The organism is Pseudomonas sp. LAMO17WK12:I10, assembly GCF_900215185.1.
Classification (GTDB): domain Bacteria; phylum Pseudomonadota; class Gammaproteobacteria; order Pseudomonadales; family Pseudomonadaceae; genus Aquipseudomonas; species Aquipseudomonas chlororaphis.
Window position 1 is genome coordinate 1 of record NZ_OBDX01000047.1, and the last position, 26631, is coordinate 26631.

General features: G+C 64.6%; 28 protein-coding genes. 17 read left to right on the forward strand and 11 right to left on the reverse strand.

Annotated features, from left to right (window positions below; translation table 11 throughout):
* Positions 1 to 515: 515 nt before the first annotated feature.
* From CRO75_RS32925 to CRO75_RS30710, 3 genes are all read left to right on the forward strand, one after another.
* Positions 516 to 683: a hypothetical protein gene (locus CRO75_RS32925; protein ID WP_158539516.1), complete on the forward strand. Its 168-nt coding sequence runs from the start codon at positions 516 to 518 to the stop codon at positions 681 to 683.
* A gap of 212 nt (positions 684 to 895) precedes the next feature.
* Entirely contained in the window at positions 896 to 1078 is a 183-nt protein-coding gene (locus tag CRO75_RS30705) for a type II toxin-antitoxin system HicA family toxin (RefSeq protein ID WP_009043086.1), read from the forward strand.
* A gap of 35 nt (positions 1079 to 1113) precedes the next feature.
* Positions 1114 to 1515, forward strand: a complete 402-nt coding sequence (locus CRO75_RS30710; RefSeq protein ID WP_007923747.1) for a type II toxin-antitoxin system HicB family antitoxin — start codon at positions 1114 to 1116, stop codon at positions 1513 to 1515.
* Between the two features lie 472 nt (positions 1516 to 1987).
* Here the strand turns inward: CRO75_RS30710 and CRO75_RS30720 are convergent, their stop codons facing one another.
* The gene (locus CRO75_RS30720; RefSeq protein ID WP_097140360.1) at positions 1988 to 2752 is read right to left on the reverse strand and encodes a hypothetical protein; all 765 of its coding nucleotides are present in this window, start codon (positions 2750 to 2752) and stop codon (positions 1988 to 1990) included.
* Positions 2753 to 3052: 300 nt separating this feature from the next.
* Here CRO75_RS30720 and CRO75_RS30725 point away from each other — a divergent pair, with 300 nt between their 5' ends.
* Entirely contained in the window at positions 3053 to 3700 is a 648-nt protein-coding gene (locus CRO75_RS30725; RefSeq protein WP_097140335.1) for a hypothetical protein, read from the forward strand.
* 92 nt (positions 3701 to 3792) lie between these two features.
* A complete protein-coding gene (locus tag CRO75_RS30730; protein WP_097140338.1) occupies positions 3793 to 4422 on the forward strand; it encodes an HAD family phosphatase in 630 nt (209 codons plus the stop codon).
* Positions 4423 to 4524: 102 nt separating this feature from the next.
* Here CRO75_RS30730 and CRO75_RS30735 read toward each other — a convergent pair whose 3' ends face one another.
* From CRO75_RS30735 to CRO75_RS30755, 5 genes are all read right to left on the reverse strand, one after another.
* Complete coding sequence (locus CRO75_RS30735) at positions 4525 to 5598, reverse strand: 2,3-butanediol dehydrogenase (protein WP_225970783.1); 1074 nt, start codon at positions 5596 to 5598, stop codon at positions 4525 to 4527.
* A gap of 88 nt (positions 5599 to 5686) precedes the next feature.
* Complete coding sequence (locus CRO75_RS30740) at positions 5687 to 6799, reverse strand: acetoin dehydrogenase dihydrolipoyllysine-residue acetyltransferase subunit (protein WP_097140340.1); 1113 nt, start codon at positions 6797 to 6799, stop codon at positions 5687 to 5689.
* Positions 6796 to 7812, reverse strand: a complete 1017-nt coding sequence (locus CRO75_RS30745; protein WP_009043079.1) for an alpha-ketoacid dehydrogenase subunit beta — start codon at positions 7810 to 7812, stop codon at positions 6796 to 6798. Before CRO75_RS30745 ends, CRO75_RS30740 begins: the two co-directional genes overlap by 4 nt.
* Before the next feature lie 45 nt (positions 7813 to 7857).
* Entirely contained in the window at positions 7858 to 8835 is a 978-nt protein-coding gene (locus CRO75_RS30750) for a thiamine pyrophosphate-dependent dehydrogenase E1 component subunit alpha (protein WP_097140342.1), read from the reverse strand.
* Positions 8813 to 9913, reverse strand: a complete 1101-nt coding sequence (locus tag CRO75_RS30755; protein WP_097140344.1) for an NAD(+)/NADH kinase — start codon at positions 9911 to 9913, stop codon at positions 8813 to 8815. Before CRO75_RS30755 ends, CRO75_RS30750 begins: the two co-directional genes overlap by 23 nt.
* Before the next feature lie 342 nt (positions 9914 to 10255).
* Between CRO75_RS30755 and CRO75_RS30760 the strand changes: the two genes are divergently transcribed.
* Positions 10256 to 12124: a sigma-54-dependent Fis family transcriptional regulator gene (locus CRO75_RS30760; protein WP_097140346.1), complete on the forward strand. Its 1869-nt coding sequence runs from the start codon at positions 10256 to 10258 to the stop codon at positions 12122 to 12124.
* Between the two features lie 166 nt (positions 12125 to 12290).
* Here the strand turns inward: CRO75_RS30760 and CRO75_RS30765 are convergent, their stop codons facing one another.
* Positions 12291 to 13307, reverse strand: coding sequence for an AraC family transcriptional regulator (locus tag CRO75_RS30765; protein ID WP_097140348.1), 1017 nt, complete (start codon positions 13305 to 13307; stop codon positions 12291 to 12293).
* A gap of 171 nt (positions 13308 to 13478) precedes the next feature.
* On the opposite strand from CRO75_RS30765, the gene CRO75_RS30770 reads away from it, so the two are divergent.
* From CRO75_RS30770 to CRO75_RS30800, 7 genes are all read left to right on the forward strand, one after another.
* A complete protein-coding gene (locus CRO75_RS30770; RefSeq protein ID WP_009043074.1) occupies positions 13479 to 14330 on the forward strand; it encodes a 3-hydroxybutyryl-CoA dehydrogenase in 852 nt (283 codons plus the stop codon).
* Complete coding sequence (locus CRO75_RS30775) at positions 14323 to 14919, forward strand: TetR/AcrR family transcriptional regulator (RefSeq protein ID WP_062822931.1); 597 nt, start codon at positions 14323 to 14325, stop codon at positions 14917 to 14919. Before CRO75_RS30770 ends, CRO75_RS30775 begins: the two co-directional genes overlap by 8 nt.
* A gap of 1011 nt (positions 14920 to 15930) precedes the next feature.
* Entirely contained in the window at positions 15931 to 16119 is a 189-nt protein-coding gene (locus tag CRO75_RS30780) for a DUF1843 domain-containing protein (protein ID WP_009043072.1), read from the forward strand.
* A gap of 34 nt (positions 16120 to 16153) precedes the next feature.
* Positions 16154 to 16798, forward strand: coding sequence for a DUF1842 domain-containing protein (locus CRO75_RS30785; RefSeq protein ID WP_009043071.1), 645 nt, complete (start codon positions 16154 to 16156; stop codon positions 16796 to 16798).
* Positions 16799 to 16851: 53 nt separating this feature from the next.
* Complete coding sequence (locus tag CRO75_RS30790) at positions 16852 to 17433, forward strand: DUF1842 domain-containing protein (RefSeq protein ID WP_097140351.1); 582 nt, start codon at positions 16852 to 16854, stop codon at positions 17431 to 17433.
* 153 nt (positions 17434 to 17586) lie between these two features.
* Positions 17587 to 19050 (forward strand): GDL motif peptide-associated radical SAM/SPASM maturase, encoded by a 1464-nt coding sequence (locus CRO75_RS30795; protein WP_009043069.1) that lies wholly within the window; start codon positions 17587 to 17589, stop codon positions 19048 to 19050.
* 217 nt (positions 19051 to 19267) lie between these two features.
* Positions 19268 to 19681, forward strand: a complete 414-nt coding sequence (locus CRO75_RS30800; RefSeq protein ID WP_097140353.1) for a VOC family protein — start codon at positions 19268 to 19270, stop codon at positions 19679 to 19681.
* 46 nt (positions 19682 to 19727) lie between these two features.
* Here CRO75_RS30800 and CRO75_RS30805 read toward each other — a convergent pair whose 3' ends face one another.
* Entirely contained in the window at positions 19728 to 20234 is a 507-nt protein-coding gene (locus CRO75_RS30805) for a helix-turn-helix domain-containing protein (RefSeq protein WP_085530352.1), read from the reverse strand.
* Between the two features lie 114 nt (positions 20235 to 20348).
* Here CRO75_RS30805 and fabF point away from each other — a divergent pair, with 114 nt between their 5' ends.
* Positions 20349 to 21617 carry a beta-ketoacyl-ACP synthase II gene (gene fabF, locus CRO75_RS30810; RefSeq protein WP_097140362.1) on the forward strand — a complete coding sequence of 423 codons (1269 nt, stop codon included), beginning with the start codon at positions 20349 to 20351 and terminating at the stop codon, positions 21615 to 21617.
* A 91-nt stretch (positions 21618 to 21708) separates the two neighbouring features.
* On the opposite strand, the gene CRO75_RS30815 is transcribed toward fabF, so the two are convergent.
* Entirely contained in the window at positions 21709 to 22164 is a 456-nt protein-coding gene (locus CRO75_RS30815) for a MarR family transcriptional regulator (RefSeq protein ID WP_009043065.1), read from the reverse strand.
* Positions 22165 to 22473: 309 nt separating this feature from the next.
* On the opposite strand from CRO75_RS30815, the gene CRO75_RS30820 reads away from it, so the two are divergent.
* The 3 genes from CRO75_RS30820 (at position 22474) to CRO75_RS30830 (ending at position 25775) form a co-directional block, all read left to right on the forward strand.
* Positions 22474 to 23028 (forward strand): cytochrome b, encoded by a 555-nt coding sequence (locus CRO75_RS30820; RefSeq protein WP_085530350.1) that lies wholly within the window; start codon positions 22474 to 22476, stop codon positions 23026 to 23028.
* A 280-nt stretch (positions 23029 to 23308) separates the two neighbouring features.
* Positions 23309 to 25117, forward strand: a complete 1809-nt coding sequence (locus tag CRO75_RS30825) for a calcium-binding protein (RefSeq protein ID WP_097140355.1) — start codon at positions 23309 to 23311, stop codon at positions 25115 to 25117.
* Between the two features lie 313 nt (positions 25118 to 25430).
* The gene (locus tag CRO75_RS30830; RefSeq protein ID WP_097140357.1) at positions 25431 to 25775 is read left to right on the forward strand and encodes a YceK/YidQ family lipoprotein; all 345 of its coding nucleotides are present in this window, start codon (positions 25431 to 25433) and stop codon (positions 25773 to 25775) included.
* A gap of 240 nt (positions 25776 to 26015) precedes the next feature.
* Here CRO75_RS30830 and CRO75_RS30835 read toward each other — a convergent pair whose 3' ends face one another.
* A complete protein-coding gene (locus tag CRO75_RS30835) occupies positions 26016 to 26213 on the reverse strand; it encodes a hypothetical protein (RefSeq protein ID WP_097140359.1) in 198 nt (65 codons plus the stop codon).
* Between the two features lie 163 nt (positions 26214 to 26376).
* The coding region (locus tag CRO75_RS30840) for a transposase (RefSeq protein WP_143504268.1) at positions 26377 to 26631 on the reverse strand (255 nt) is incomplete at its 5' end.

Consider the following 26631-nt stretch of genomic DNA (forward strand, 5'->3'; position numbering starts at 1 on the left):
GCGGTAATCGCGGGCGGGCGTCCGATTCTAGGCATGACTTCGAGGCTGTCCAGGCAGAAGAAATGGTAACTTTAGTTTATTTTGTCTACACCTTCCTAAGCTGCTGAGTTATAAACCTCATTCGTAGTAGAAAGCCTCAACTGGAGATAGTCCGACGCAAATGAATATGCCAAGTCAGGGTAATTACTCACCTATCACTGTCGCTGCCAACTCTCCGCCCCCCCTCAAACATCCCCACCAATACACGGTTGCGCCGCTCAAACGCGGCCCCTATAGTTCGCGCTCGCGGCAAAATCCGTGAACGACCTTGGCCGGTCGAATTACAACGACGCATCAGCGTCCAAACACTATTGCAGACGTTTTTTTGTGCCTGCGATTCTGTGTTATGGCGGCTGTGTGCGGGACACCTTCGGGTGTGCCGGTGTCGTTGTAAACCGGTCGGCCAACCCTCACACAGCTGCCACCCTCAATTTGCTTGGCCGCAAATGGTGGAAGCTCTACAACGAGTAACGACCATGGACGATCAATCGATTTCTCGCTTCACCCCCGTCGACACCCACGACGCTGACGCTCCCGTTTTCTACCTCGATAGCAGCGCGCCCTTGAGCGATCTGGCGGCTTGTGCAGCCCATCGTTTCACCGTGGTGCGCGACCTGATGGACAGCCTGTCCACGCTTAACTAGCCATGCGTGTAACAGGTAAAGCCGGGAGGCAGGATTTGCGTCTGCTGCGCAGCCGATCGCAGCCTTCGGCAGCGGCTACAGGAGCGTCAATTCCATAGTGACGTGCCCTCTGAACGACATGCTCAGATACATAACTCCAGACACACAATTCAACCTGCGCTACTATGCGCCTGGAGTTATAAAGCACCTCTCACCCCAATAAGGAGATGGAGGTGCAAAGCAGACAGTTGATCAAGGAGCTTGAAGCCGCAGGCTGGGTGCTGGAGCGCGTCACCGGCAGCCATCATCTGTTCAAGCATCCCTACCGGCCCGAGACCGTTCCGGTGCCGCACCCGAAGAAGGATCTGCCACGGGGGACGGTCAGGGCCATCAAGAAACTGGCCGGGCTGATATAGCCCCTTCGGCCTTCGCACCTTATGAGGAGATCCCCGTGCAATATCCCATCTGCATCGAGTGGGGCGACGAGCACACGGCTACCGGCATCCAGATTCCCGACATTCCTGGCGCGGTAACCGCCGGCGACACCTTCGAGGCCGCGTATAGCGCCGCCATCGAAATCGCCCACGTCATGCTCGAAGAACTGGCCCGCGAGGGACAAGCCATTCCCCTGCCCTCGCCCACCGGCACCCACCGCGCCAACCCCGACTTCGAAGGGATGGGCTGGGGCATGCTGGATATCGATATCACGCCTTACCTGGGCAAAACCGAGAAGGTCAATGTGACCCTGCCGGGTTACGTGATTCAACGCATCGACCGCTTTGTGCGCGAGCACAACATCAAGAGCCGGTCGTCTTTCCTGGCGGATGCCGCGATGGAAAAGCTGGGGCGTTAAAAACCAAAAAGCTCCCCACACACAGCCCAGCCCCAAGGCCGGCCGGCAGGCCGCCGTCTTGCTCTTGCTTTGGCTTTTGATCCGAAGGCCCCGTTAACCACGATGGCCGAACGCAGGCATTGAGCCGTGGGTAACCCGGCAGGGATGCCGGGTTAGCCGCCCCAGGCCATGGATGGCCTGTGGCGGCGGCCCACGGCTCAATGCCTTCGTTCGGGCATGCCGAGCCTAGGCGAGGCACCGAGTGGTGGGGCAAAGCGTTTTGGTTACTTTGGACTGGGCCGGCTTCCGGATCTTCCAAAGTGACCCGCCGTAAGGGCGGAACCCTAAGCCGCCGTGACCGCAGGAACGGATATGTCCCCCATCCAAAAAATGCAGCGCCAGAACGGCCGCCATCGCGAGCAATCGAGCGTCGACCGGCTGCTCCTACAGAAGCCCCCGCAGCAACGGATATGTGCCCAAGAAGATCGAGCCCCTACTGCACCGGCAAGAAATTCATCAGCAACAGGCTTTGCGCATAATTCAACCCAATCCGCCGATAACGCTCATCCAGCATCTGAGTCAGCAGGTCGAGGCGCGCCACAATCTTCCCAAACTCCACAGCAAAACTCAGATTGCTGCCCTCCTCCGAAATCTCATTGGAAAACAGCAACAGCTCCCCATTGGCCCCCTGCCGCTGGCTGAGCATCCAGGTAGCCTTTTCAATATTGCGCGCCGCATTGCTGACAAACTGCGGATCGATAGTGTCGGTCATGAAAAACTCGGTGCGCCCGCCATGGGCGGTCACCAGCATGCTGCCGATCGCATAGATAAAGGCCCCGACCCGGTCGCCACGAAACTCCGGACTCAGGGCATAACTCAACGCAGCCAGGTCGCGACGGTTGCCCAGGGCCGGCAAGGCCTTCTGCTGCTCGATGGCCTGGCGGATTTCCCGCTGGGCGCTGGTGGCGTCGGTGTAGCCCCACTCGCGCCACTGGTTGGGGTTGCGCAGGTAAAGCTTGTTCATCAGCAGGTAAAGGCTTTGCAGGTTGTCGCGCATGCTCAGGGTGGCCATGCGGTCGACGCTGGTCTGGAAGAACTCCTGGGGTTTGCCATTGCTGAACTGGTGGACCATGTCACGCCCCTGCTGCTGGCTGCAGCCACTGGCGCAGACCATCAAGACAGCGGCCAGCCACAGTGGCTGGCGCGGCATGCGCAGGCAAAACACGCGCAAGGAATAACGAGAAAGCGGATAAACCATCGGCACCATTCTGGACTCTGGCCGCGCGGGGAATCGGCGCGGCCTGGCCCTGAATAGAACCGCAAAAACGCAAAAAGTGCGGTGGCCGGGCCAACCGTGCATCGCCGGCCAACCCCGCCGAAGCCCTGGCCGGCAGCGTGCAGGCTCGCCAAAAAACGCCATCAAGGCGCCGACGCCAGCCCGCCAATGGCCACGCGCCGCCCCGCCCATGGCGGCTTGCCGATACGGCTTCGACGACTGATGCAAAACCAGCGGCGGCCTTGCATACTGCGCGCCCCGCACACTGCCCAAGGAAGAAACGTGTTGGCGCCCGCCCCCTCTTTGTCGAACCTGCTTATCCGTCGCCTGTTCACCCTGTGCTCGTGGATCAACGCCATCCTGAGCGGCATCGCCGTGGCCGCCCCGTTGGCGGTGATGGTGCTCGCCGACCTGCAACTGATCGTCCCGCGGGACGTCAGCGGCACGCTGTTCGGCGGCGCCATGGGCTTCCAACTGTTCCTCGGCCTGTGGCTCGTCTGCCTCCTCGGCCTGACCCTGGCCCTGCTCACCCGCATGCCCGGCGCCCGCCTGGCCTGGATCGTCGCCGGGCTGGTGCCGCTGTTGCTGGGCGCCTGGTGGCGGATCAATTACCCGGACGATGCCGACGGCAACCTGATCTTCAGCCCGCAGTCCTGGGAGCTGGACTACGCGATGGCGATCGGCTGCGGCCTGGTCCTCAGCGGGCTGCACTGGTATCGACGCGGGCGCCTCAAGCCCCGGCCAGCCGCCACCAGCGCGGATGTACTATTGCCCCGAATCGTGGGCGCGCTGATCCTGGCTGGCGTGTTCATCCTCCCGGCGTTGAATTTCATCAAGCAGCCCTTGCCCACCTGTGCGTTCAACAAGGCCGGGCAACAGCTGAGCGTGTGCCTGAGCGATGACCCGAACGAACGGGTGATTGTCGATTGAGGGACAGCGCTAGTCCCGCCGGCAAATTGCATTGCATCGCCTGCCGTCGCAGGATGTCGCCCTGACCCACAACCGCTCAAAAGGACGTGCCGATGACAATTCGTGCTGTGGTTTTCGATTTTGGTGGCGTGCTGTTCGACTGGAGCCCGCACCACCTGTACCGCCAACTGATCCCCGACGATGCCCGCCGCCAATGGTTCCTCGAGACCATTTGCACCCAGGCCTGGAATACCCAGCAGGACGCCGGGCGAACGCTGGCCGAAGCGACCCGCAGCCTGCTGGCCGAACACCCGGAGCATGCGCCGCTGATCGAGGCCTATTACGGGCGCTGGCCGGAAATGCTCCGCGGCCAGCTGGACGACGGCGTGGCCTTGCTGGAAGAACTGCACCAGGCGCAGATGCCGCTGTTCGGGCTGACCAACTGGTCCCAGGAAACCTTCCCCTACGCCTGGGACAACTATCCGTTCCTCCAGCGTTTTCGCGACATCGTGGTGTCCGGGCAAGAGCGGCAGATCAAGCCTGACGCCGAGATCTACCACACCACGCTGCAGCGCATTCGCGCGCACCTGCCAGACGTGGCGCCGCAGGAGTTGGTGTTCATCGACGACCACGCGCCGAATATCGTCGCTGCCAAGGCCCTGGGCTGGAATGCGATTCACCACCAGTCGGCGGCTGAAACCCGTCGCCAGTTGCAGGTCTTGGGGCTTTTGGGCGCGATGTGAAATAGCTGGATGAAACCGTTGCCGCAATGACAGCGGGGATCAACCGATCTGCGATGAAAAAAAAGGCGATGGCCGCTGCCGGCCATCGCCAAATCGCCCTGCTCAGGCGCCTTGCAACGGTCCGGGTGAAACGATGATCTTGACGTTGTGTTCCTTGTTATTGACCAGTTCCTCGAAGCCCTGGCCAACGATCTGCTCCAGCTGGATACGCCCGGTCACCAGCGGCGCAATGTCCAGGCGGCCGTCGGCGATAAAGGCGATCACGTCGGCGAATTCGCCGTTGTAGGCCAGCGCCCCCAGCACCTGTTTCTCGGTGGCCACCAGCTCGAAGAAGTTGAACTCGCTGGGCTCCTCGAAGATGCCCACCAGCACGCATTTGCCGGCCTTGCGGATCAGGTCGATGGCCAGCTTGGCGGTGTGTTTGTTACCGATGCATTCGAAACTGACATCCGCCCCCAGCCCGCCGGTCAGGCGCTTGACCTCGGCCAGGGCATCGCACGCCTTGGGATCGAGCACATGGCTGGCGCCGACTTCCAGGGCCTTGGCCTTGCGCGCGCCGGACATTTCCAGGGCGATCACCTGGGCCGCACCGGCAGCCTTGGCGCACATGATGGTGCACAGGCCGATGGTGCCGGCGCCGACCACCACCACGTTCTGGCCCAGCAGGCTGCCGGCCTTTTTCACCGCGTGCATGCCCACCGCCAACGGCTCGATCAAGGCCCCGGCCTCGGCGGGAAAGTTGTCCGGCAAGGCGTACAGCAGGTTGGCCGGCACGTTCACCCGCTCGGCGAAGGCGCCGTTGTTCATCAGCCCGGTAAAGGCCAGGTTCTCGCAGATGTTGTACAGGCCGTGGGTGCAGTAATAACAGCTGCCGCAATGCTGGCAGGCGTCGGCAGCCACCGCCTGGCCAACGCTGAACCCCTGGACCCCGGCACCGAGGGCGACGATCTCGCCGCAGAACTCGTGGCCGAGGATGCACTGGCCCTTGATCCCGGTCAGCGGGTGCGGCGCTTCCACCGGAATGAACACTGGCCCGGCCACGTATTCGTGCAGGTCGGACCCGCAGATGCCGCACCAGTCGACCCGGATCTGCACCCAGCCGGCGGGCGGCGCCTCGGGCAGCGGCACGTCTTCGACGCGGATATCGTGACGGCCATGCCAGACCGCGGCGCGCATGCTGGGGACGGCTTTGAGGGAAACACTCATCTTGGCTTCTCCTTGTTTTTGTCGGGCTGCGACGGCCCCTTGGCCGCCGCAGAAAACTTCAGTGCTGCTGGATAAAGTCGAGGATCAGGCGATTGACCTGCTCCGCCGCTTCCATCTGCACCATGTGCCCCTGCCCCGGCAGCACCTCGATCTGCGCCTTGAGCCCGGCGCTGTGGCCCACCGGAATGATCCGGTCGTCGCTGCCCCAGATCACCAGCACCGGCTGCCCGCCGTCCTGCACCACGGGGCGCAGGTCAGCCTGCTGGCGGCCCTCGGCAAACAGCTGGCCGGCCAGTTGCCCGAGGGCCGCGTCCACCCCTTCCAGGCGCTTGAACTTGAGCATGTCGTCGAGCATCTGCCGGTTCACCAGTTCGGCGTTGGAGAACAGCTGCACCAGCTGCGGCTTGAGGGCATTGCGGTTGCCGGCCTCGACAAAACCGCGCAGGTAATCGCCGTTGATTTCGGCCCCCAGCCCGGCGCTGCCGATCAGGCTCAGCGAGCGCACCCGCTGCGGCGCCAGGCGCGCGGTATTCAAGGCCACCGCACCGCCCATGGAATGCCCCACCAGATGGGCCACGGGAATCTCCAGGTGATCGAGCAAGGCCAGCAACACGTCGCTCAGCTCGTCGAGGTCGCCCCGTTGCAGGGTCTTGGCCGACTCGCCGTGGCCCGGCAGGTCGAGGGCGACGACTCGGCGCCCGGCGGCCAGGGCCTCGTGGTTGAACAGCCAGTTGTTCAGGTCACCGCCGAAACCGTGCACCAGCACCAGCGGCGTGCCGCCTGCGCCGCGCTCGAAGTAGCGGATCAGCCGGCCACCCAGCTCGACCTTCTGCGGCGCCGGGCCGCTGTCTTCGTCGGCGGCATCGCCGGGCACGAAAGACGCCTGGAACTGCTCGATCACCGCGTCGATCTCGGCGTCGCTGGCCTCGCCCTCGACCACGATGCCGAGCAAGGCGCCCACCGCCAGGGTCTCGTCCTGGCGGGCGACCTGCCGGCGTAGCACCCCGGAGAACGGCGCCTCGACGCTGCTGGAAATCTTGTCGGTTTCCACGTCCAGCACTTCGTCGCCCTTGCTGATGCTCTGCCCCTCTTCCTTGAGCCAGGCATCGACCCGACCCTCGGTCATCGACAGGCCCCACTTGGGCATGGTCAGGGTATGGATCTGGCTCATCGGCGGCTCCACTCGATCAAGTTCAGCACGGCCTGTTCGATCTTCGCCGCGTCAGGGATGTACAGGTCTTCCAGGGCATCGGAGAACGGCACCGGGGTGTGCGGCGCGGTGACCATTTCAATCGGCGCCTTGAGCGCGGCGAAGGCTTTTTGCGCCACCAGCGCCGAGATGTCGGTGGCCATGGAGCAGCGCGGGTTGGCTTCGTCGATCACGACCAGACGCCCGGTCTTCTCCACGCTTTCCAGGATGCTGTCTTCGTCCAGCGGGCTGGTGGTGCGCAGGTCGATGACCTCGCAATCGATGCCGCGCCCGGCCAGGCTGCGCGCCGCCTCCAGCGCGGTATTCACCGTGCGCCCGTAGGACACCAGGGTCACGTCCTTGCCGTCGCGCAGGAAGTTGGCCTCGCCGAACGGAATTGCATAGGACTCCTCCGGCACTTCGCCCTGCAGGCTGTAGAGCAGCTTGTGCTCGCAGAAGATCACCGGGTCGTTGTCGCGGATGGCCTGGATCAGCAGGCCCTTGGCGTCATAGGGCGACGACGGGCAAACCACCTTGAGCCCGGGGATGTGGGTCCACAGCGAGGTGAGCATCTGCGAATGCTGGGCCGCGGCGCGCAGGCCGGCGCCGACCATGGTGCGGATCACCAGCGGGGTCTGCGCCTTGCCGCCGAACATGTAGCGGAACTTGGCCGCCTGATTGAGGATCTGGTCCAGGCAGCAGCCGGCGAAGTCGACAAACATCAGTTCGCACACCGGGCGCACACCCCGGGTGGCCGCGCCCACGGCGGCGCCGACATAGCCGATTTCCGACAGCGGGGTGTCCAGCACTCGCCCGGGGAATTGATGGTAGAGGCCCTTGGTCACGCCCAGCACGCCGCCCCAGGCGTCGTTGTCGCCGGGGGCGCCGGCACCGCCGGCCACGTCTTCACCCATGATGAACACGCTGGGGTCGCGACGCATTTCCTGGGCCAGGGCTTCGTTGATGGCCTGCTGGTAACTGATTTTTCTCGCCATGATGGTTCTCTCGATTTTTTGTTGTGGGGGCGATGAAGGGGCCGCTCAGGGGTAAGCGACGTAGACGTCGCTGAGCAGGTCGGCCGGGCTCGGCTTGGGGTCGGACTTGGCCTTGCGCACCGCGTCCTCGATCAGCGCGTCCACTTGCTGGTCGATCTGCTCCAGCTGGCTGGCCTGGACCAGGCCCGAGCGCGTGGTGCGCTCGCGAAACTGCATCAGGCAGTCGTTGTGCTCGCGGTAATGCTTGACCTCGTCGGGCGCGCGGTAGGTCTGTGCGTCGCCTTCGAAGTGGCCGTAGTAACGGGTCAGCTTGACCTCGATCAGCGAAGGGCCCTCGCCGGCCCGGGCCCGCTCCACGGCGGCGCCGGCGGCCTCGTGCACGGCGAAGAAATCGAAGCCATCCACCGTCACCCCGGGCATGCCGAAGCCGGCGGCGCGATCGGCGATGTGGTCGCAGGCCACCGACCAGTTGGACGCGGTGGCCTCGGCGTAGCCGTTGTTCTCGGCGACGAACAGGCACGGCAGGTTCCACACCGAGGCCATGTTCATGGCCTCGAACACCGCGCCTTCGTTGGAGCCGCCGTCGCCGAAGAACACCACCGACACACCGTCGGTGCCCTGCAGCCGCGCCGCCAGGGCCGCGCCCACCACCAGCGGCGCGCCGGCACCGACGATGCCGTTGGCGCCGAGCATGCCCTTTTCGAAATCGGCGATGTGCATGGAGCCGCCCTTGCCCTGGCAGACCCCGGTCTTCTTGCCGTAGATCTCGGCCATCATCCCGTACACGTCCACGCCCTTGGCGATGCAATGGCCGTGGCCACGGTGGTTGGAGGCGATGCAGTCATCGTCCCGCAGGTGGGCCATGACCCCGGCGGCCGAGGCCTCTTCGCCGGCGTAGAGGTGGACGAAACCGGGGATCTCGCCGGTGGCGAATTCCACGTGCAGGCGTTCTTCGAATGCGCGGATGGTGCGCATCACCCGGTAGGCATGCAGCAACTGCTCAGTGGTCAAAGGTGTCGACATTTTTATTCTCCAGGGTGTCTTCGGACTGAAAGTTCACGGGGTGTTGCCGGTGCTGGCGGTCGATGGCCAGCAGTCGCTGGCGCGCCGCGTGGTCCAGCACCGCGTTGACGTCGATGCTCAGCGGGCCGCCGCCATCGAGGGTGACCGTGGGCCGGTCGTGGGCGTTGAATTCGATCTCGCGCTCGCCATCCAGGGCCAGGGTGCCGGCGCTCAGGCACAGCGGCTGGGGCACATCGGGCAGCAGGTAGCCGGCGTCGAGCACGCCGCAGCCCTGCAACAGGCCCGGGGCCAGGGGCACCAGCAGCGCTTCGGGGGATTGAGGATCGAGGCGCATCCAGGCGCCGTGGGGCTCCTGGCGGGTGACCGGCAACCACAGCCCGCAGAGGGCGGAAATGCCAATGGACTGGGGCTCGGCGAAGGTCACGAAAACCTCGGCCAGGTCGCTGGCGCGGCTGATGGCGCGGGCGCCGACAAAGGCCAGGGGCGACACCGCCACGTCCACCAGGGCCACTTCGCAGAGGCCCCGGGAAGGCTCGCGCACCAGCAGGCGCTTGTTGCGCCGCAGGGCGATTGCGTCGGGCACCCGGCCGCTGGCGTAGAGGCCGCCGGCCAGCCCGGCGCTGGTGGCTTCGCGCAGTTCCGGGAAAGCGTTGTTGGTGCCGGTGGACAGGGTCAGCAAGGGGATATCGCCGACCTCGGCGGCCACCGCCTTGTGGGTGCCGTCGCCGCCGAGCACGGCGATCAGCGCCACCTCGCGCTCGGCCATCCAGCGCGCCGCCCGGCGGGTGTCCTCGACGCTCTGGCGCAGGGTCAGGTCAAGGAATTCCAGGGCCGGCCAGTGGTTGTCCCGGGCCTGGCGGCTGCGGCTGTTCTTCTGCACCGCGGCGGCGATCCCGGTCATGTCGGTGGGCATCAATACCTGCTCGATGCCGGTGGCGCCGAAGGCCGCCAGCAGGCGCTGGATCACTGAGACCTTGTCGGTGCTGGAAAACAGCCCGGCGTTGGCGGTGAGGCGGCGCACATCGCGCCCCGAGGCCGGGTTGGCGATGATGCCCACGCTCAGGGGACGGCGACTCATAAGCCCACCGCGGGCGGATCACAGGCAGGACAAGACATGGGGCACCTCGTTGTTATTCTTCGATGAGCCAGTCGGGGCTGGTTATCCAGGGATAGAGCAAGGCCGGTGCCAATTGTCCTGGAAAACCCGGAAAAGGCCGATCCAGAGCGCTTGCCTTGACGCTGGCGAGGCCTTGGCCAGCCCCACCGATGAGACGTCGCATGTCAGGTTGCATGGGGCTTCGGCGAGACCTTGAGACGTTGCGTCTCACCGTCGCCGCCGGGGCAGCCGGCGCTTGTCGAGGCGGGCGGATCGGCGCTTAATTGCGCCCACAACGATAAGAAGCTGCAACCGGAGGCCTTCATGCTTTCCGCACACTCAAGAGCCCACGTGGACTGCGTCAGCCGGGTCCTGAAAAACGCCGCGCACCTGCCCCAGGCGCCGGTCCCGAGCCTGATTCTCGACTCCTGGCGCCGCTCCCTGGAGCAGCACCACCTGGACCCCGGTTCGCTGCAGGGGCCACGCATCCTGTCCCAGGATGTGCTCAAGCAATGCCGTGAGCGCTCCGAGCTGTTCCTGCGCATTGCCAGCGAAGAAGTGGCCCGCCTCCACGGCCGGGTGCGCGACGCCGACTACTGCGTGCTGCTCACCGACGCCCAGGGCCGGACCATCGACTACCGGGTGGAATCGACCATTCGCAACGACTGCCGCAAGGCCGGCCTGTACCTGGGCACCTGCTGGTCGGAGGGCGAGGAAGGCACCTGCGGCGTGGCGGCGGTGCTCACCGCCCGCGCGCCGATCACGGTGCACAAGCGCGACCACTTTCGCGCGGCCTTTATCGGCCTGACCTGCTCCGCCGCGCCGGTGTTCGACCCCCAGGGCGAACTGCTGGGGGTGCTGGATGTTTCGGCGGTGCGCTCCCCGGACGAGCGCCGTTCCCAGCACCTGATCCGGCAGATGGTGGTGCAGAGCGCCCGGGAGATCGAACAGGCGTTCTTCATGAGCAGCGCCCAGGGTTATTGGGTGCTGCGGGCCCACGCCAGCCCGGGTTATGTCGACAGCCAGCCCGATTATCTATTGGCCTGGGACGACGACGGCTGCCTGCGCGCGCTGAACCCGGCGGCCCGCGCCTACCTGCTGCAACGTTATGGCCAGCTGCCCCAGCACATCGCCCAGGTGTTCGATCCGCAATTGCTGCATCGCGCCCGGGATGAAGCGCTGTGCCCGCTGTCCGCGGAACTGCATGGACGGCTGCGGGCGCCGCGCCGGCCCCTGAGCCGCCCGCGCCTGAGCCTGGCCGGCGAGCCACTGGACCCGCGGGTGGAGCAGAGCCTGCGCCTGGCGGTGCGGGTCAAGGACCGGCATCTGCCGGTGCTGATCCAGGGCGAGACCGGCTCCGGCAAGGAAGTCTTCGCCCGCCAGCTGCATCAGGCCAGCCAGCGCCGCGAGCGGCCGTTCGTGGCGGTGAACTGCGCGGCGATCCCGGAAAGCCTGATCGAGAGCGAGCTGTTCGGCTATGTCGCCGGAGCCTTTACCGGAGCCTCCGGCAAGGGCATGCAGGGCCTGTTGCAACAGGCCGATGGCGGCACCCTGTTTCTCGACGAGATCGGCGACATGCCCCTGGCCTTGCAGACCCGCTTGCTGCGGGTGTTGGCCGAGGGCGAAGTGGCGCCGCTGGGGGCGTCGCAGCGCCGGTCGGTGGATATCCAGGTGATCTGCGCCACCCACCGCGACCTGGAGAGCCTGGTGGCCGAGGGGCACTTTCGCGAGGACCTGTATTTCCGCCTGGGCGGCGCGCGCTTTCAGTTGCCGCCGCTGCGCGAACGCAGCGACCGGCTGGCGCTGATCACGCGGATTGTCGAGGAGGAATCCAAGCGCTGCGGGGCGCCGGTGCAACTGGGTAACGCGGCCCTGGAATGCCTGCTGGGTTATCGCTGGCCGGGCAATGTGCGGCAATTGCGGCATGTACTGCGCTATGCCTGCGCGGTGTGCGAGGGGCCGTTGATCCAGTTGCATGACCTGCCGGAACAGGTGCGCGGGGTCGAGCCCGCGGGCGCCCTGCCCGCCCAGGAAACCGGCGGCAGCCCCGAGCGCCAGGCGTTGCTGGATGCCCTGGTGCGCCATCGCTGGAAGCCCGTGGCGGCGGCCAGGGCCCTGGGTATTTCCCGCGCGACCCTGTACCGCCGGGTGCAGCAGCACGGCATCCAGATGCCCGGACGCAGCCCGGCCTGAGCGGGGTCGGCGATGCAGAGTCCGTAGCCGCTGCCGCAGGCTGCGCAGGCGACGTAAAACCCGCATCCATGGTTGACCTGATGCACCGCGCTGCCTGGCTTGGCGTCCGCTGCGCGGCCGTGCGCAGCCTGCGGCAGCGGCTACACAGTCGGGCGCGCGGCAGTGGCTATGGGGTCGGGGGTTGGTAGCGCGCGCGGTAGCGTCCGGGGCTTTCGCCGGTCCATTTCTTGAACGCGCGGTGAAAGGCGCTGGGCTCCTGGAAGCCGGTGCGCTCGGCGATTTCGCCGATGCTCGCGCGGCTCTGGCGCAGCAGTTCGACGGCCATGCCGCGGCGCACTTCGTCCTTGATCTCCTGGTACGACACACCCTCGCGCTCCAGGCGCCGACGCAGGGTGCTGGGGCTGACCTGCACCTCGCCGGCAAAGGCTTCCAGGGTCGGCCACTGGCTGTAATGACTGCGGCGCAGGCGTTGATAGACCTGGGTCGCCAGGCCGTGCTGGTTGCGAAAACGGATCACCAGCCACTGCGGCGCGCTGCGCAGAAAGACCTTGAGCGAGGCCAGGTCCTGGACCACCGGCAGGCGCAGGAAGCGGCTGGCGAATTCAATTTCGGTGCGCTCGGCGCCGAAGGTCAGGTTCGGCCCCCAGAGCAAGGCATCGTCGCTCAGGGACAGGCGCGGATAACGGAAGTCGGCGCGGTCGATGGGAATGCGCCGCCCGCCGAGCCAGCACAGCAGGCTGATCATCAGCACCAGGAAGGTCTCTTCGCCAAAACGCCCGGCGGCGTCATCGCAAGGCTCGCTGTCGAGGCTCAGCACCGCGCGCTTGCCACGCACGCTGAGGCTGCCACGGAAGTCGCGCAGGAACAGGCCGAAATTGGCCAGGCATTGGCGCAGGGCCTTTTCCAGGGTCGGCTCCTGGATCAGCCCGCGGCAGATCAGGGCGAACGCCCCCGGCGGCAGGCCGTGGGAATCGAGCTGGAAAAACTCGTCGCCCAGCTCGCGGATCTGGATCAGCCACAGGGCCGCGAACGCGCTGGCCGGCACCCGCGCCTCGGGCTGGCCGAGCAAGGCCGGATCGATGCCCGCTTCGGCCAGCACCGCGGCCAGGCGCTCGGGCCGCTCACGCAAGGCGTGGACCATCACCTGCACGAAGTAGACCGCGACCGAATCCTTTTCCCGCATGGAATGACTGCTCTCTGTGGCTGTGGACATGGCAAAAAACGCCAGCGCGGCTGAGCGCTTTTGGCATAGGCCGGGGTCGGCGCGGGCACTAGACTCGCGCCTCGAAGGTTGCATTGCAAGACGCGCTCGCGCTGCGCTGCGACACGTCCGGACGAAGAAAGAGAAGCCAAGATGAATCTGCAGAATATCGGTGTGATCGGCGCCGGCACCATGGGTAACGGTATCGCTCAGGTCTGTGCCCAGGCCGGGTTCGAAGTGACCTTGCTGGACATCAGCGACAGCGCCCTGCAAAAGGCCGTGGCCACGGTGAGCAAGAACCTCGACCGGCTGATCGCCAAGGGCAGCCTGGACGAAGCGCAGAAACAGGCGACCCTGGGGCGCATCCGCACCAGCACCGACTACGCCAGCCTGGTCGACGCACAACTGGTGATCGAAGCGGCCACGGAAAACCTCGAGCTGAAACGGCGGGTGCTGCAACAGATCGCCGCCCAGGTTGCCAGCACCTGTGTCATCGCCTCCAACACCTCGTCGCTGTCGATCACCCAGCTCGCCGCCAGCGTCAGCGCGCCCGAGCGCTTTATCGGCCTGCACTTCTTCAACCCGGTGCCGGTGATGGGGCTGATCGAAGTGATCCGCGGCCTGCAGACCAGCGACGCGACCCACACCCTGGCCCTGGACATGGCCACCCGCCTGGGCAAGGTCGCGATCACCGCTGGCAACCGCCCGGGCTTCGTGGTCAACCGGATCCTGGTGCCGATGATCAACGAGGCGATCCTGGTATTGCAGGAAGGCCTGGCCAGCGCCGAGGACATCGACGCCGGCATGCGCCTGGGCTGCAACCAGCCGATCGGCCCGCTGGCCCTGGCCGACCTGATCGGCCTGGACACCCTGCTGGCGATCCTTGAGGCCCTCTACGATGGCTTCAACGACAGCAAATACCGGCCCGCGCCGCTGCTCAAGGAAATGGTCGCCGCCGGTTACCTGGGGCGCAAGACCGAACGTGGCTTCCACCGCTATGGCTGAGCGTTGCTCGCGTTTTGCCGAAAGCCGCGACAAGGCCCTGGAGCTGTTCGCCAGCAAGGGTTTCGGCCAGGTCGGCATGCGCGAGCTGGCGAGCCACCTGGGGCTGACCCCGGGCTCGCTGTATCACCATTACCCGAGCAAGCAGCACCTGCTGCTGGACCTGATCGAAGAGTTCTACGACGAACTGCTCGGCACCCTGGGGCGCATCGAACGGCGGCGCAAGGCGCCGGACGATCGCCTGCGCACCCTGATCCGCGCTCACCTGAAACTGCACCGGGAACTGCCCCGGCATTTCCGTCTGGTGGAGCGCGACAGCGGTTGCCTGAACCAGGACCAGCAGCAGCGCGTGCGTCAGCTGCGCGAGCAATATGAACGCCGCCTGCTGATGCTCCTCGGCCCGCTGCCGCGGCTCGGCGACGCGGCGCTGCTGGCCACCGGGCATGCCATCGCCAGCCTGCTCAACAGCGCGCCCGGCTGGCTGGACGAACAGCCACTGACCGAGCACGAGCGCGAAACCCTGCTGGAACACCTGCTCAGCGGTGCCCTGGAACGGCTGTTGAACAGCGCGCCGCAGAGCGCCGTGGCCTGAACCGCGGCGCAATGGCAATCGCCGCCCCTGCGACCATCGACTGCCGACCGCACTCCCACAGTCAACAACCGCCCCTGTAGCCGCTGCCGCAGGCTGCGATAAGGCCCGCAGGGGCTTCGGCGTCCGTGCGTTCGCCGCGAGCCTGCGGCTCGATCGCAGCCTTCGGCAGCGGCTACAGGGTGATGCGGATGGCGGGGTACAAAAGGAAACTGCGGTTTCTGCGCGGCTATCGTCGCCGCAACGCATTCCCTCTGGCGAAAAACAACCTCCTGTAGCCGCTGCCGCAGGCTGCAACAAGGCCCGCAGGGGCTTCGGCGCTCTTGCGTTCGCCGCGAGCCTGCGGCTCGATCGCAGCCTTCGGCAGCGGCTACAGGGTGATGCGGATGGCGGGGTACAAAGGAAACTACGGTTTCTGCGCGGCTATCGTCGCCGCAACGCATTCCCTCTGGCGAAAAACAACCTCCTGTAGCCGCTGCCGCAGGCTGCGATAAGGCCCGCAAGGGCTTCGGCGTCCGTGCGTTCGTTGCGAGCCTGCGGCTCGATCGCAGCCTTCGGCAGCGGCTACAAAGTGATGCGGATGGCGGGGTACAAAGGAAACTACTGTTTCTGCACGGCTATCGTCGCCGCAACGCATTACCTCTGGCGAAAAACAACCTCCTGTAGCCGCTGCCGCAGGCTGCGACAAGGCCCGCAGGGGCTTCAGCGTCCGTGCGTTCGCCGCGAGCCTGCGGCTCGATCGCAGCCTGCGGCAGCGGCTACAGGTGAGGCGGATGGCGGGGCATGTAAGTGGTGGCGCCGGCTTGTATTCATTCCTTGTAAGCGGTGGGTCGCTGATTGCCAAACGCGCTATAGGGCCGCGTCAGTTCCTTGTCCTGCCTGAATATATTTTTTCCCGATAACGGCTATTCAAAGTTATTCGTTCACCCTCGCGTTTGCCCCATGCCCGGCCTGCTTAACTGCAAAAGCTGCCGGATAGCGCAGTCTCTACAACCTCCCACGGAAGGCAACGCCATGAGTTCATCCTCGCTCCACCCCGTCACGCCTTATGGCGTGGCGATTCAAGAAGCAATCGCCCTCGGCAACCTGCCGCAGATGAAGTCCCTGCTCAAACAACGCGATTCATCCCAGAAAGAATCCAAAGAACTGAGCAGCGCTTACGAGCAGTTGGCACAGGAAGTCGCCCGTCTGGAACGGCGCTAAGGCCGTTCCATTTTCTAATGCACTGGAGGCAATCATGTCCGGTTCCACTTCGTCCAATCTTGGCTTGTTTCCCCTCAGCTACCGGATCGGCACTTCGATCCCCGGCGCGCCGAGCCTCACCCTCGACCTGCTGGTCTACACCCCCGAGCAGAGCGTGCGTGGCACCTCGCTGGTGACCCAGGCCGTCAACCCACCTTTGGAGCTGTCGTCCGATGTGTGGGGGCAATACACCTACCTGACCGTCATGCCACCCAGCACCAGCAAGATCCTGGTCACCGCCCAGGGTAATCAGGGCGGGCCAGGCTCGAACTCGATCATCACCTTCAAGATTCAACTGGTGGTGGATCACGACTGGAAGAACGGCATCGCCAACTACCAGTACTACAACGGCCAGCGCTGGGTATCGGTGGAGAACGTTCCCGCCCACCTCGTCGAGTCGGTGCCCTCCTACGCCTTCTCGGCCTTGCCGATACCGCTGGAGCCCGGCCCGGTCCTGCTGCCCTATCCACCGATCACCCCGCTGTATGCCGCGCCGATCCATGGCGCCATCGCCAGCGGCGACCTGGCCCAGATGAAGAGCCTGGCCAGCCTGGCCCAGCAGCAACTGGAGCAGTTGCCCCAGCTGCGCAGCGCGCTGGACGCGGCCAAGGACGAGATCGGCAGGCTCGAGCGGCGCTGACCATGGCGCGCCAACCCATCCGGCTTCCCTGAACAAGAACAAGGAGTTGCACCATGCAAACTGGACTGTTCCATACCCGCATCCAAGCCACCACGGGGCTGTTGGGTGCCCCGGTTCTGATCCTCGACCTGTTGGTCAACACCGTGCAGAAAAAAGTCAGCGGCGTGGCCCGCGTGTTCAAGAGTACCTACCCGCCGGTGAACTTCTTCGCCGACGTGTGGGGCGACTACTCCCAGTTACAGCTGCACCCGTCGACCGAAGGCCACATCATCCTGAGCCTGACCGGCAACCCCAGCGGACCGACCAGCCAGATCGCCGCGACCTTCCAGCTGCACGGGATTCTCGGGCTCGACTGGGCCAGCGGTTTCGCCAGCTACAAATACTGCTACCAGGGCAGCTGGCAGGACGTGCAGCACGCCACGGTCAGCCAGGCGTCGATCCCGCACCCCGAGCCTGTACCTCATCACCCCGTGCCGCTGTATGCGGTGGCGGTGCAGCAGGCGCAAAGCAGTGGTGACCTGGCGCAGCTCAAGGCGGTCGTCCGCCAGGGCGAGCAGCAACTGGCCAGCGGCGATGCGCTGCGCAGCGCCCTGCAGCAGCTGAACGCCGAGATCGCCCGCCTCGAAGCTCGCTGAAAGGTGGCGTCCGGGCCTGGCCTTCCTTCCCCCAGGGTCAGGCCCGGTTCCCCACTGGCAAACCCTTTGTCCGCCCGGGCCGGCATCGCCAGGGACGGCGCGGACATCCGCCAGGTTCGTGCCGCGCGCCGGTGTGCGCGCAAAGGACTGTCCATGTCAGCCAATCGCCCCGCCCGCTACCTCAGCGAAACCGACCTCAAGCGTTACGTACCGGTGCATGTGGTCTGGGAAATCACCCTCGCCTGCGACCTCAAATGCCTGCATTGCGGCTCGCGCGCCGGCCACCGACGCCCCAATGAATTGAATACCCAGGAATGCCTCGACGTGATCGACGCCCTCGCCGCCCTCGGCACGCGGGAAGTCACCCTGATCGGCGGCGAAGCCTATTTGCGCAAGGACTGGACCCGCCTGATCCAGGCCATCCACGACCATGGCATCTACTGCGCGATCCAGACCGGCGGGCGCAACCTGACCCCGGCGAAAATGCAAGCCGCGGTGGAGGCCGGGCTCAACGGCGTGGGGGTTTCGCTGGACGGCCTGGCGCCCCTGCACGACGCCGTGCGCAATGTCCCGGGCTCCTTCGACAAGGCCGTGGATACCCTGCGCCGGGCCAAGCAGGCCGGGCTCGCGGTCAGCGTCAACACGCAGATCGGCGCGGCCACCCTGCCCGACTTGCCGGAGCTGATGAACCAGATCATCGAACTGGGCGCCACCCATTGGCAGATCCAGCTGACGGTGGCCATGGGCAACGCGGTGGACCACCCGGAACTGCTGCTGCAACCCTATCAACTGCTGGAAGTGATGCCGCTGCTCGCGCGTCTCTACCGCGAAGGCCAGGAACGCGGCCTGCTGATGAACGTGGGCAACAACATCGGTTACTACGGCCCTTACGAGCATATGTGGCGCGGCTTCGGCGACGAGCGCGTGCACTGGAGCGGCTGCGCCGCCGGGCAAACGGTGCTGGCCCTGGAAGCCGACGGCACGGTCAAGGGCTGCCCTTCGCTGGCGACGGTGGGGTTTTCCGGCGGCAATGTGCGCGACATGAACCTGCACGACATCTGGCACTACAGCGAGGGCATGCATTTTGGCCGCCTGCGTTCGGTCGACGACCTCTGGGGTTATTGCCGCACCTGCTACTACAACGACGTGTGCCGCGGCGGCTGCACCTGGACCTCGCACTCGCTGCTGGGCAAGCCCGGTAACAATCCGTACTGCCACTACCGCGCCCTGGACCTGCAGAAAAAGGGCCTGCGCGAACGCATCGTCAAACTCGAGGACGCCGCCCAGGCGTCGTTCGCGGTCGGTCGCTTCGACCTGATCACCGAACGCATCGACACCGGCGAGACGGTCAGCAGCGTCAGCGACAGCGGCCAGGTGATCAAGCTGGCGTGGATCAACCAGGGGCAGAAATCCCCCGAGGAAGGACGCCTGCCCACCCAGCTGGCGCTGTGCCGCGGCTGCTGGCAGTACATCCATGCCCACGAAACCACCTGCCCGCACTGCTCGGCCGATGTGGCCGGCGCCGAGGCCGACTACCTGGCCGACCGCGCCCGGCAACAGGCGATCATGGATCGCCTGACCGGCCTGCTGGGCATGCCCCAGACCCGGCTGGTGTAGCCACCAGCCAAAGCCCGCCGCCCACCGGGCGGCGGGCCTGGCAGGGGGTTGCACCAAGGGTGATAACCCGCCACGGGCCCATGAGAAAACCGTCTAAAAACAAGCCCACTGCCACACAGGTTTAGGCTTTGCTAGTGGAGGTCTCAACCCATCAGCTTCTGCCAGCGGGCCGGCTCACCCGGCGCGCCCGCGGCCCCTGCCATCCGGGAGTCCCAGCATGAAAATCAATCCCTACCTGATCTTCAACGGCGATTGCGCCGCCGCCTTCAAGTTCTACGCCCAGTGCCTGCAAGGCACCCTCGAAGTGATGATGACCTTCGGCGAAAGCCCCGCCCGCGACCATGTTCCCGCCGAGTGTCACAACCTGATCATCCACACCCGCCTGCTGGTGGGCGACCAGGCCATCATGGGCTCGGACAGCACGCCCGACCGGCCTTACTCGGGGATCCACGGCTGCTCGATATCGCTGAATGTCGACAGCATCGCCGAGGCCGAGCGGGTGTTCGCCGCGCTGGCGGACCAGGGCACTGTGCAAATGCCGCTGGAGGCCACCTTCTGGGCGGCGCGCTTCGGCATGCTGGTCGACCGCTTCGGCGCCTCGTGGATGGTCAACTGCGAAAAGGACCAGTGACAGGCGCCTGTCGTTAAGCCAAGGGGCCGCGGCGATCCGCGCCCCCTCAGGCCTCGCCCTCGGCCTCCATCGCCCGCAGCCCCGCCAGCCGCTGACGTATGCCTTCGCTGGCCACCGGCCCGGCCTGGACCGTGCACGCCTCCAGCGGCACCGGGCGACCATCGGCCAGGTCGGCCATCATCGGCCGCACCGGCCGGCCGGTGGCGCGCTCGACGATCTGCACGCTTTCCCCTTCCGGCGCGTAATGACGATTGCCCCAGGCGACGAACGCCATCAGCACCACACGAAAATCCTCGCCCCGGGCCGTCGGTACATATTGGTAGCGCAGCGGCCGCTGACTGTAGGCCTGGCGCTCCAGCAAGCCGTCCTCGACCAGCGAATTCAAGCGCCGGGTGAGCATGTTGGGGGCGATCTGCAGGCTGCGGGAAAACTCCTCGAAACGCCGTAGGCCATGCAGAGCGTCGCGCATGATCAGGATGCTCCACCACTCGCCCACACGCTCCAGACTGCGGGCAATCGGGCATTCGTCGTGAAGGAGGGTCTTGCGTTGCATGGCGGTTCCTCGGATTTCGCAGTTGCGTATTTGTGGTCCGGGCATGTTACTTTCATGATGATAGTGACGTCCATAGAGCGACACACCCCACACGAGATGAAGGAACTGAAGGTCATGAACAAACGCATTGTCGTCACCGGCATGGGCGCATTGACCCCGCTGGGCTGCGGCGTCGAACAGATCTGGCAACGCCTGCTGGCCGGGCAATCGGGTATCCGCCGGCTACCGGAAGAACTGATCGGCGACCTGCCGATCAGCATCGGCGGGCAGGTTCCCGACCGCACCGAGGACCCACAGGCCGGCTTCGATCCGGACGCGCTGCTGGCGCCCAAGGAACAGCGCAAGATGGACCGCTTCATCCTGTTCGCCCTCGCCGCCGCCCAGGAGGCGCTGGCCCAGGCCGGCTGGGCGCCGCAGACGGCAGAGGCGCAGGAACGTACCGCCACCATCATCGCGTCGGGCGTGGGCGGTTTCCCGGCTATCGCCGACGCCGTGCGCACCACCGACAGCAAAGGGCCGCGCCGTCTTTCGCCGTTCACCATTCCGTCCTTCCTCAGCAACATGGCCGCCGGTCATGTGTCGATCCAGCATGGCCTGAAGGGGCCGCTGGGCACGCCGGTGACGGCCTGCGCCGCGGGCGTCCAGGCCATCGGTGACGCCGCGCGGATGATTCGCGCCGGGGAGATCGACGTCGCGGTCTGCGGTGGCACGGAAGCCACGATTCACCGGGTCAGCCTGGCCGGTTTCGCGGCCGCGCGCGCCCTGTCGAGCGATTTCAACGACACGCCGGAACGCGCATCGCGGCCCTTCGACCAGGCGCGCGACGGCTTCGTGATGGGCGAAGGCGCCGGGCTGCTGGTGATCGAGGAGCTGGAACACGCCCTGGCCCGGGGCGCCACGCCGATCGCCGAACTGGTGGGCTACGGCACCAGCGCCGACGCCTATCACATGACCGCCGGGCCGGAGGACGGCGACGGTGCCCGCCGCGCCATGCAACAGGCGTTGCGTCAGGCTGGCATCGAGCCGTCGCAGGTCCAGCACCTGAACGCCCACGCGACCTCGACCCCGGTGGGCGACAAAGGCGAGCTGGCGGCGATCAAGAGCGTGTTTGGCAACCACAGCGACCTGGCCATCGCCTCGACCAAGTCGGCCACCGGCCACCTGCTGGGCGCCGCCGGCGGGATCGAAGCGATCTTCACCGTCCTGGCGCTGCGCGACCAGATCGCCCCCGCCACCCTCAACCTGGAAAACCCGGATGCCGGCGCCGAAGGCCTCAACCTGATTCGTGGCCAGGCGCAGCCGCTGGCGATGGAATATGCCTTGTCCAACGGCTTCGGCTTTGGCGGGGTGAATGCCAGCGTGCTGTTCCGGCGCTGGGCGTAAGGCCGGGATTGTTCGCCGGGCACAGGGCGGTTTCAGTGCGGCTTCGCTGAAACCTCAATGTGCCCAGTCAGTCCCGTGCAACTGAGTATTTTCAGCCGGATGTCAAACCATCCGGCACCTTCGCCAGGTTGACATGCATGCGCATCAGCATGGCTTTGAGCTGCTCCACTTCCGCCTCGCTGAAACCCTGGATGGCCACCTCCTCCCAATACATCGCCCGTGGTACCAGCGACTCCACCAGGGCCAACCCCGCGGGCGTCAGGCTGATGCAGACCTGACGGCCATTGGCGTCCTGCCGCTCGCGCAGGATCAGCCCCAGCTTCTGCATGTTGGTCACTTGCCGCGACAAGGTGGAGATCTCCGCCGAAACCCGTCCGCCCAGCTCGCCAAGGCTGAGCCCGCCCTGTTCCCGAAGCACCGCAAGCACTCGGTACATGACCAGCGTCAGGCCATGCTCGCCAAGCTCCTGGGAAAAGCACTCGCCCATGCGCATCCCGACACGAGTGACCAGGTAAGGGACGGCGGTGGAAAAACAGTAACTGTTCAAAGGTTCAGACCTCGGTATCCATTGCTGAGACGGCTCTGCGCGGGGGCATGTTACGTCGTTGAGCTGATCCGGTGAAATGCGCCTGTCCCTTTCATTCGACACTGCCCGAATGGAGATGGTGGAAAACATGCACTTACAACTATTGCAAATGCAATACTTGCAAATACAAATGTCTGTTGGAATACTCCTTCCGCGATCGCCCTCGACCCAAGGCCGCCATCGCGTTCCGAGCCAAGGAGGCGACACCCGGTTGACTCAACCGACGGCAACCCGGAGTCCTTCCACCTTTCACAACGGCAGATTGTCCCTATGAATGCTTCCTCTTCCTACAGTCTGGCAGCACGGCTTTTCCACTGGAGCATGGCGCTGATCATCATCGGCGTCTGGCTGATCGGTTTTTACTCCGCCAACCTGCGTGGCGATGTGCCCAGGGGCGGCCCGGCGGTCTTCGTGCACAAGGCGATTGCCAGCACCGTGCTGTTCCTGCTGCTTGCCCGGCTCTGCTATCGCTTGACCCACCGCTACCCGGCCATGCCCAGCAGCGTCTCCAGGGCGATGTCCGGCATCGCCCATATCGCCCACGCCCTGCTCTACCTGATCGCCATGTTGGCCGTGCCGCTTTCGGGCTGGTACTGGAGTTCGGTCGCCGGTCACCCGATACCGCTGCTGGGTCTGTTCAACCTGCCGCCCATAGCGCCGGTGGATCAGTCCCGCTACGACCTGGCCATGTGGATACATCGCCTGCTGTCCTGGGGCGCCGGCGCCTTGATCCTGGTCCACGTGCTGGCGGCGTTCAAGCATCACTTCTTCGACAAGGACGACATTCTTGCGCGCATGTTGCTCAGGGTTCGCCGCCGCGGCTGACGCCCGGGCTGGAAGGTAGAGAGGATGGGCGGCTGCGAGCCACCCTCGAGCTAACCAAACTGTAATGACGCCGGATTTATAGCGGCTGGATCGGGCTTTCACTAGGACGATCGTGCCAACACCCCCTTACCTTACCCACACCCTCCAAATGAATGAGTAGCTTGGGCGCAGATTCCGGAGCGCGCAGTCACCAGGCTCTGAAATCCGAGCGAAGAAGAACAAGAAGACTTCAGCTCTTGTTTTTTTTCATGACTTTTTAGTTTGTGAGGGAAAACGAACCATGGCGATATTCGACTACAAGGGCCAAGACGGCCGCGTGCTGATTTCAGATGCCTGGAACCTGGCCACCTACACCAGCGGCGTAGCGACGGTAGGCGCGCTCTACCACTTGCCCGGGGCGGTCCTGGGAGAAGGCAACACCTTTGTCCTGCCCAAGGGCTGGCGCGAGATCAGCGCCAGCGACCTGGGCATCGACGGCAGCCACCTCGACCTGACAGGCAGCTTCAAGGGCGAAAACGTATCCGGCTCCCAAGCCAAGGTATTCGGCCAATACGACGAGAGCGGCAAGCTGGTCAAAATGGGCTTTTCGATTGCCGGCACCAACTCGCCGATGGACTTGCTGGGATACCCGGCAATGATCGACAACTCCTACATCCACGGCTACGACTACCTGCTCGACTCGATCAAGAACTACGCCAGCAGCCATAACCTGACGGGCAAGGATGTGCTGGTCACCGGCTACAGCCAGGGCGGCTCCGTGACCAACAGCATGTACCAGGGCAGGGAAACCCTGGCCGACGGCTTTTTCAAGGATTCGGACTACTTCGGCATGGCGTCGCCAAAGGCCAGCAACAGCGACGGTATCTTCAACTTCGGCTTCGAAAACGACATCGTGCACCGGCTGATCGGCGAACAGACCGACCTGAGCGGCGCCATTCTCGCGGCCCTCAAAGGCAGTGACGCCAGCTACACCTCGACCACCGACAACATCGTGCTGTTCGACACGGTCTACGCTTTGCCCACCTGGCCCAACGGCCCCTTCTCCGTGGTCAATCCCAACGGCTGGGTGGCGCACCTGGAAGGCGTTTTCATCAACCCCATCCAGCGCATCGGCCAGTCGACGTTCTACGACTACATCGAGCGTGACAGCACCATCGTCATCAGCAACCTCGACCCGGTCAGCCGCAGCTTTACCTGGGTCAGCGACAAATACTCCGCCACCTCCAACCACTTCGGCACGCCGGCCTTTCTCCTCGGAACGGACAGCGCGGACAAGCTGCAGGACGGCAGGAACGACGACTTCCTCGACGGTTTCGCCGGCAACGACAGCTTCAGGGTCAGCACCGGCACCGACATCGTCGCCGGCGGCGTGGGCGACGACAAAGTCTTCCTGCAGGGTACGGTCACCAGTTACGAAGCCGTGCGCCTGAGCGATGGCAGCCTGTTTCTCAACGACACCAACGGACGTTACGGCCTCAAGGAGCTGCACGACGTCGAGCATGTCGAGTTCGAAGGCCTCCTGGGCCAGGCCTTGACCCCGGCCTTTACCGTGACCGGCAGCAAACTCGATTTCGAAGGCCTGTTCGGGTCGGACAAGAGCTACGCCAAGGCCACCGAAGGCACGCAGTTGGCAGACCTGCTGAAGGGTACCGCCTCCCGCGACCTGATCTTCGGCCAGGGCGGTGACGACCTTATCGAAGGCGGTGCGGGCCATGATCTGCTGCACGGTGGAAGCGGCAACGACACCCTGCTCGGCGGCAATGGCAACGACGCACTCTATGGTGGCGCGCATAACGACATCCTGGTGGGTGGCCTGGGCAACGACACGCTCAGCGGCGGTGTGGGCAGCGATCTGTTTGTCTTCGACGTGGGCGGCTTCGGCCATGACGTGATCAGCGATTTCAACGTTCACCAGAACGGCTTCGATCAGTTGGTGTTTTCCAAGTCGCTGTTCGCTTCCACGGCCGCCGTCCTCAGCGCCACCAGCCAGCAAGGCAGCGACAGCCTGATCGTGGCGGGAGACAGCAGCATCACCCTGGTCGGCTTCAACCCCGCGCAACTGAGCGCGGACATGATCAGCCTGGTCTGACGCTCGATGGGCACACCCTCCGTTCCTGTGAGGGTGTTGCTCCAGCCGGCTTTGACCATTTCAGAAACACAAAGGGTCCACCTTGGGGTGGGCCCTTTTTTTGATCGTCCGTTCTTTATTTAGGCCACTTGAGCGATCGGCAAGCAGGTCCTATCGGCTGCGCCGTAGCGCATCACCCGGCCAGGTAGCGTGACGAAGGGATGCAGGGCCGCCTGCAGCAGCTGCCAGGGCATCGGCATACGTTTCTCAAGGCAATAAAAACGCGATCTCGCAACTTCGATTAATCTTCAATTTTTTGGCAGGAGCCAATCTGATGAGTCTCAAGTGCGCTCTAGTGATCATCACAGCCGTTTCAGCATCAGGCAGCGGAACCATCAATACCACTTTCCGCGACGATGCAGTCTCAAGCAACAAACTGGCTCGTTGGCACTCCCATTGCGATTCAGTACCAAGAGCCTACAGCGGTGTCGTTCTTGACTACTGCGCCCCCAACGGCCCATCCCGCCAGGCTACTGGCTTTGATGGACACCCTTCGGCAGCGTTGATTGCTCTAGATATGGGGATCTCCGGGATAGCGGATACCCTATACCTACTGTTGCCCTACACGGTTTACTTGCAGAACAAGCTCGGGGATATCCAGAAGGCAAATTTTGAATAGACCTGCGCAATAGAATAATTGCCGATGATCGGCATGGGTTTCTCCTGCTTCCACTAACGGTGCTCGCGGCGGGCACGGACGGCTGCAAACAATCGACCAGGCGGCGGATGACGAGCGAGAGCAGGTTCTGGTGTCCCAATGGCAGGCCTCCCGAGGGGTGGGCAGACGCGATGCCGACCCCATCAGTATCAGCCTGTCGATTTCCGGTCCAGGGTCCGAACAGTGCCAGCAGGAACAACGTCAGGAATCGCTTTTCCCTGCTTCTGGGTGCTCACTCGACACCGAGTTGTTTACATCTACGTCGATCATCTCTTCATCGACCGGCGCCTCATCGTTCGCAGGCAATGGAATCTCAGGCTCCTTACGCTTTTCGCTGTCCGTGGTTCGCGTTACACCCTGCTGCGACCAGCTATTAGGTGCACTTTCGTCAATTTTCATGATGGCTCTCCGCTCTAATGCTCGGGAAATCCGTACTTAAACATGAGAAACGACAGAGCCTTGCAAATGCCAAGAACTGGACAAGCGGCGGTCAATAAAAACCCGGCCCGGTGGCTAATGCCGATCAGTTAAGCGATTGGCTCCACTGTAGGAGATTCTATGTCTACCCCACCGTATCGACCGTAGGTCGATACGGCTGTTGGGTCTTCATCAGAGCGAAGGCAATACGGGCTAATTTACGCGCAAGGATGATCAGCGCTTCTGTTCGCTTCAGACCGCGCTGCAGGTATTGCTGATAGCGGGATTGCCAAGCCTTGGTCCTGCTTGCCGCCATGGCGGCGTTGTAAAGCAAGCGTCGGGTTTCCGAGTCGCCTTGCTTGCTCAGCTTGCGTCGACCGTTGTAACGCCCCGACTCCTT